Raw genomic sequence first — 6,075 nt, 5'->3', positions numbered from 1 at the left:
GTCCGCGCCGCGCCCCAGCAGCAGGGCCCGCCGCGCCACGATCAGCCAGGCCTGCAGCGCGTTGGCACTGTCGTGTGCCACCTCCAGCCGGCGGGCAGCGGCCAGCAGCGCAGTGGATGACCCGCCCAGTTCGCGCAGGGCCAATCCAATTTCGGCGTCGGCGACCACACAGCGGGCCCGGGCCACACCTTCGTTGCGGCCGAACGCCATGTGCGCCTGCCGTAACAGCACACGGGCGCGGACCAGTTCGCCCAGCTGGGCCATGGCGATACCGCGCAGCGCCAGCGCCGGTGGGTCGGAACGCAGGGACACCTTGCCCAGCGCGGCCAGCACGTCGCCAGCCGCCAGGTTCCGCGCCGCAGCGGTCAACAAGGCATCCATGCCGACAGGCTAACCGGCCTGCCCCCACTCTGCCGCACGGCTGCGATCGCCCGCGCCGCCCAGGCATTCGGACACCGCTTCAAACACGGACTGCGTGGCCCCGGGCAGCTGTTGGAAAATGGCCCTCGGGCCCGCCAGCGCGGCAAAGAACGCGGGCACCGTGGTGCCGGCCGGAATCGGCAGCGCACACAGCCAGCGCGGCTGCTGCCCGCCCACCCGCCCACTGGCCGGGTCCACCTCAAGCTCGCTGGCGGCAAAGGCCCAGCGGCACTCGGTCACCATGCCACTGGCGGTCTCGACCGCACAGCGCATTTTCAGGGCCTGATAGTCGGTGAATTCGCCCTCGCAGATGGTGTCCATGCAGACATCGTCGAAGCCGGCGTGCAGCCTCCGGCGCAGGTCGTGGAACGCCGCGCCCTGGGCGTAATAGGTGGGGTAGTCGACCAGGTCGACGAACGCCGGGCCGGGCTTGCCTTCGGCTGCCGTGGCGTGGGCCACCAGCAGCGGGGACAGCAGCAGACCGGCGGCAACAGCCAGCAGCGGGCGGTGGAATCGGGTCATGACAGGCTCCTTGGGCCATCCGGCGCATCAGTGCGCCAGGCCTCAGGGTGCGCGCCCGGGCGGCCCCGGCGCGATCAGAGCAGGCCGAATTCGCGGGCCGGGAAAAACCGGAGCGGCGGGTCGGCCAGGGCCTACCTGCACGGCGGGCGGCAAAGGCATAAAATGAGCGGTCTTACGCCAACATCCCCCTCTCGGAGCACACCATGGGTCTGGAACTCGTCTCGCCCGGCAAGAACCCGCCGGAAGAAATCAACGTCATCATCGAGATCCCGAAGGATTCCGAGCCGGTGAAGTACGAAGTGGACAAGGAAACCGGCGCGATCTTCGTCGACCGCATCCTCTCCACCCCGATGCGCTACCCCTGCAACTACGGCTACGTGCCGAGCACCCTGTGCGGCGACGGCGACCCGGCCGACGTGCTGGTAGTGCTGCCGCTGCCGCTGGTTCCGGGTTCGGTGGTGCGTTGCCGTCCGGTGGGCGTGCTGAAGATGAGCGACGAAGCCGGCAGTGACGAGAAGATCCTGGCCGTGCCGGTCGCGAAGATCTTCAGCGGCTACGCCCACGTCGAAGACATCGAGCAGGTGTCCAGCCACTGGCTGGAGCGCATCGGCCACTTCTTCGAGCACTACAAGGACCTGGAAAAGGGCAAGTGGGTCAAGCTGGACGGCTGGGGCGGTGCCGCCGAAGCCAAGCAGATCCTGAAGGACGCCCACCAGCGTTACCTCGACGGTCAGGCCTGAGCCTGAACAGCCGCGCTCCGGTGTCCATCACCGGAGCGATGGCGATCACGTTTTCCGCATGCGGCACATCACTATTTGCGCCGGATTAGGTACATTGCGTCAGATACACCGTCCACGGTGCGTTTCACCGTGGTCAATCAGGGGATTGTGTCGTGCGTATTCTGCTTGTTGGGGACGAAGCCAGCCTGTCGGCTGAGCTGACCGAATTCATTGCCGATCTTGGGGAAGAATGGCAGCCGGTGACCGCGGCCGATGGCCAGTCGGCCATGAGCATCGTGGCCTCCACGCCTGTGGATGCCGTGATTGCCTGCCCGGCCCTGCCCGACCTCACCGCCACCACGCTGCTGGGCCAGATCCGCACGCTGCGGCCGGAGACCATCCGCATCGCGCTGGTGGAAGCGGCCCAGGGCAACCGCCCGCCGCCGGCCCGCCTGATCGGCGTGGCGCACCGCTTCCTGCCCCTGCCGCTGGCTCCGGAAGTGCTGCTGGAAGCATTGACCAGCCTGGAAGAACTGCGTGAGCTGCTGGACAGCGAGCGCCTGCGCAGTGCCATTGGCCGGATCGAAAAACTGCCGTCGCCGCCGCACCTGTACCTGAGCCTGACCCAGGCGCTCGAACACGACGACGACACGGATACCGCGGACATCGCCAAGCTGGTGTCGGCCGACCCGGCCATCGCCGCCAAGGTACTGCAGTTGTCGAATTCGGCGTTCTACAACAGCGGCCGCACCATTTCCGACCTGCGCTCGGCGGTGAACCGCCTGGGGCTGTCGACCCTGCGCGACCTGGTGCTGGCCAGCGAAGTGTTCTCGGCCTCGCCGCTGTCGGTGGGCGAGCGTAACTCGCTGCAGCAACGCGCGCTGATGGCCTCGCGCCTGGCCGCCAAGCTGCTGCCCGAATCCAGCGCCGAACTGGGTGCCACCGCGGCACTGCTGGCTGACATCGGCCTGCTGCTGCCGGGCGTGCGCAACGAGCGCACCGAACCGGCCAGCGAAGGCGACCTGCGTCCGGGCCATGCCGAAGCCGGTGCCTACCTGCTGGGCCTGTGGGGCCTGCCGATGCCGATCATCGAAGCGGTGGCCTTCCACCTGCAGCCGCAGCGCTCCAACACCCGCAGCTTCTGGGTGACCGGCGCGGTGCACGTGGCGCTGGCGCTGGTGAACGGCGACCCGGTGGATGAGGAGTACCTGCAGCGCGCTGGCGTGCTGGCCAAGCTGCCGCAGTGGCGCGACCACGCCAACGGCCTGATGGGCCTGGTAGCGGCGGAAGCCTGATCGCACCGCGATCAGGCGGGTAGGTGCCGACCGTTGGTCGGCACACCGAAATGAAGGAAGGCGTGCCGCAGGGCGCGCCTTTTTTTGTTTGTGGCAACCGCAATGAGCAGCCGGGCAAGCCCGGCTCTACGAAAAAAGGGCGGACCTTGCGGTCCGCCCTTTTCTTTCAACTTACCAAGGCTTCAAAGGATCAGAAGCGCTGGGTGTACTTCATGTACAGGAAGCGACCGATATCGAAACCGCCGTAGTAGGCGAAGCTCGAGTTCTGCTGCGAGTACATCAGCGGGCCCTTGTGGTCGAACACGTTGTTCGCGCCCAGGGCGATGGTGGCATCCCACGGAGCCTTGTAGCTGACCTGCAGGTCGTGGAAGGTGTTGGCACCGGTCTTGCGCAGCGGAGCCGATTCACCGTTGGCGATGCGATCCGGATCGGTGCAGCCGATCGAGATGCAGTCTTCGTTCAGACCCGAGTAGTAACGAGCGGTGTAGTTGACCGAGAAGTCACCCAGCGCCCAGTTGACATTGAAGTTCGAACGAACGCGGAACAGCGCATCCTGACCGACCAGGCCGATCATGATGTCCTGGCCGGCCGAGTTCTGGGCGGCTTCGTCGTACTTGGACAGGTAGCTGGTCTGCCAGTCGATGTTGAACTGACCGATGGCCAGCTCCGGCAGACGGTACTTGATGCCCAGGTCGTAACCTTCGGTTTCCATCTTGCCGAGGTTGGCGGTGCCGTAGGTGATGGCGCTGATGTGGCCGTCGGCGGCACGGGTCACGCTGCTGCAACGGTCGGTGTTACCCAGCACGTAGCAATCACGCAGGATGCGATCGACGGAGTCGTCGATGATCATGTCGCTGATTTCGTAGCGGTACCAATCCAGCGAGACGTCCAGACCCTGCACCCAGCGCGGGCTCCAGACCAGACCGAAGGTCGTGCTCTTGGAGGTTTCCGGCGACAGGTTCGGGTTGGCACCCGAGACGAACTGGTCACCCGACTGGCACGGCAGCGTGGTGCAGACCGAACCACCCTGACCCAGCTGGGTGTAGTTGGCCGGTGCACCGCCGTTGAGGCAGGCGGCATTGCCAGCAACGCTACCCGGTGCGGTGACGCCGCACGGATCGATGTAACGCTCGAAGCTGGAGCTCAGGCCGCCGTACAGGTCGGCGATGGTCGGAGCGCGGAAGCCCTCGGCGTAGGTGCCGCGGACCAGCAGCTCGTCCAGCGGACGCCAGGTCAGACCGAACTTGCTGTTGGTGGTGCCACCGAAGTTGCTGTAGTCCGAATAACGGCTGGCAACGTTCAGGGTCAGTTCCTTGGCGAAGGCCATGTCGGCCAGGATCGGCACGTTCAGTTCGAGGTAGACCTCGTTCAGATCGTACTCACCCTGGGTCGGCTTCTGGCCCAGACCGGTGGACATGCCCGACTGCGAGAAGGCGTCCGGCACGTAGCTGCCTTCTTCCTTGCGGTGCTCCACGCCCACGGCGAAGCCGAGGTCGCCGGCCGGCAGGGTCACGATGGAACCGGCCAGGTTGGCGGTGAAGCTGGTGGTCTTGGTCACACCACGGGTGGTGTAGGTCGGGAACAGGAAGTCCTGCAGGTCCTTGTTCGCCAGCGAGCCCTGGCCGTCGACGCCGTAGGGCAGCAGCGGGTTCCACGGACGGCAGTCACCCAGCGCCACCGGGTTGGCAGCGGTACCGCACTGTGCCACGCCATCGGCGTTGATGAACGATGCGCCCAGCGCCTGCTCGGCGGCGATCAGGCTCATGTCGCCGTGGTTGGACTTGATCGACTCGTTGCGGTTCCACAGCGCGCCGACGTCCCAATCGAAGGTCTTGCCGGCGAATTCGAAGTAGCCGCTGACGGTCGGCGCAAAGCGCAGGGTCTTCAGCTGGCTTTCGGTGGTGCGCGGCACTTCCCACAGGCGACGACGGAATTCAACCGACTGACGCGGGTTTTCCGGGTCGGTCGACGCCGGCAGCGGGTTGAAGGCGCTTTCGCCCGAAAGCGGCAGGCCCCACGACAGCGACTGGTACGGGTAACCGGCAATCTGCTGATCGGTGTTGCGCTCGTTGTAGAGCACATCGGCGTTCAGGCTGATGGTGTCGGTGAAGTCGTAGGTGCCGTTGACGTACAGCGACTTACGCTCGGTGCCGGTCAGCACGCTCATCTGCTCGTTCGAGTTGGCGTACTCGGCCGGGGTCAGCAGGTGGTAGTCGGCCGGGTTGTTCGGGTTGCCACCAGCGTTGAGGGTGTACCACTCCGGCTGCGGCACGTCGCCTGTACGCGGCTTGCAGTTGCCCCACACGCGCGGGTCACACCAGGTGCTGTTCTGGCTGATGTTGCTCCAGTCGCCGGCCGGGGTCGAGTTCGGACCCTTGCCGCCGTCACGGCTGTACCAACGGTCCTTCGCCCACACCGGATCCTGCTTGGAGTATTCGGCCGACAGGGTCAGGCTGCCGCGTTCGCCGGTCGCACCCAGGGTCATCGAGTACTGCTGGTTTTCACCGTCGCCCTGGTCGTACTGACCGAAGTAGACGTTGACTTCGCCGCCGTCGATGTTCTTGCGGGTGATCACGTTGACCACGCCAGCAATGGCGTCGGAACCGTAGATCGAGGAAGCGCCGTCCTTCAGGACTTCAATGCGCTCGATGGCCGACATCGGGATCTGGCCCAGATCCTGGTAACCGGCAGTGGTGGCGCCCAGGCGCTTGCCGTTCATCAGCACCAGGGTGCGCTGTGCGCCCAGGTTACGCAGGTCGACGTAGTAGCCGCCCACGTTTTCGCCCGAGGACAGCGAGTCCGAACGCGAGATGGCCGGCGAGCCGGCCGAGGTCAGGTTGTTCAGCACGTCGGCGACGCTCGAGAAGCCCTGCTTTTCCAGGGATTCACGGGTCATCGTCAGGATCGGCTGCTGGGTCTCCATGTTGGCACCGCGAATACGCGAGCCGGTGACCGAGATGCGATCCAGGTCAGTGGTGCCCGCTGCAGCTTCCTGCGCCGAGGCAAAGCTCGGCGCGAGCGCCAGGGCAATGCCGGCCGGCAGCAGGCCGAGGCGCACTGCGGGAGTACGGAAATTCATTCTTCTCTCCAAGGTACGTTAGTAGCGTGTTAAACCGCCT

At 65.8% G+C, this 6,075-nt stretch carries 4 protein-coding genes and 1 pseudogene; 2 read left to right on the top strand and 3 right to left on the bottom strand.

What is annotated here, in order from left to right; all coding sequences use genetic code 11:
- A pseudogene (locus RT551_RS16310) lies at positions 1 to 381 on the bottom strand (helix-turn-helix domain-containing protein); the annotation flags it as partial.
- Positions 382 to 390: 9 nt separating this feature from the next.
- Positions 391 to 942, bottom strand: coding sequence for a hypothetical protein (locus RT551_RS16305; protein WP_313460581.1), 552 nt, complete (start codon positions 940 to 942; stop codon positions 391 to 393).
- A 203-nt stretch (positions 943 to 1,145) separates the two neighbouring features.
- Here RT551_RS16305 and ppa point away from each other — a divergent pair, with 203 nt between their 5' ends.
- Entirely contained in the window at positions 1,146 to 1,682 is a 537-nt protein-coding gene (ppa, locus tag RT551_RS16300; protein WP_125360465.1) for an inorganic diphosphatase, read from the top strand.
- A gap of 152 nt (positions 1,683 to 1,834) precedes the next feature.
- Entirely contained in the window at positions 1,835 to 2,956 is a 1,122-nt protein-coding gene (locus tag RT551_RS16295) for an HDOD domain-containing protein (protein ID WP_313460579.1), read from the top strand.
- Positions 2,957 to 3,146: 190 nt separating this feature from the next.
- Here RT551_RS16295 and RT551_RS16290 read toward each other — a convergent pair whose 3' ends face one another.
- Positions 3,147 to 6,035 (bottom strand): TonB-dependent receptor, encoded by a 2,889-nt coding sequence (locus RT551_RS16290; RefSeq protein ID WP_313460577.1) that lies wholly within the window; start codon positions 6,033 to 6,035, stop codon positions 3,147 to 3,149.
- Between the last annotated feature and the right edge of the window lie 40 nt (positions 6,036 to 6,075).

Origin of the sequence: Stenotrophomonas sp. (assembly GCF_032103445.1) — a bacterium.
GTDB lineage: Bacteria > Pseudomonadota > Gammaproteobacteria > Xanthomonadales > Xanthomonadaceae > Stenotrophomonas.
The sequence above is the reverse complement of the archived record's forward strand: the minus strand, read 5'-3'. Positions and strand labels throughout refer to the sequence as shown.

Bases quoted from the DNA above. Each gene is read 5' to 3' on its own strand.
- RT551_RS16305 (WP_313460581.1), bottom strand. From the start codon at position 942: ATGACCCGATTCCACCGCCCGCTGCTGGCTGTTGCCGCCGGTCTGCTG.
- ppa (WP_125360465.1), top strand. From the start codon at position 1,146: ATGGGTCTGGAACTCGTCTCGCCCGGCAAGAACCCGCCGGAAGAAATC.
- RT551_RS16290 (WP_313460577.1), bottom strand. From the start codon at position 6,035: ATGAATTTCCGTACTCCCGCAGTGCGCCTCGGCCTGCTGCCGGCCGGC.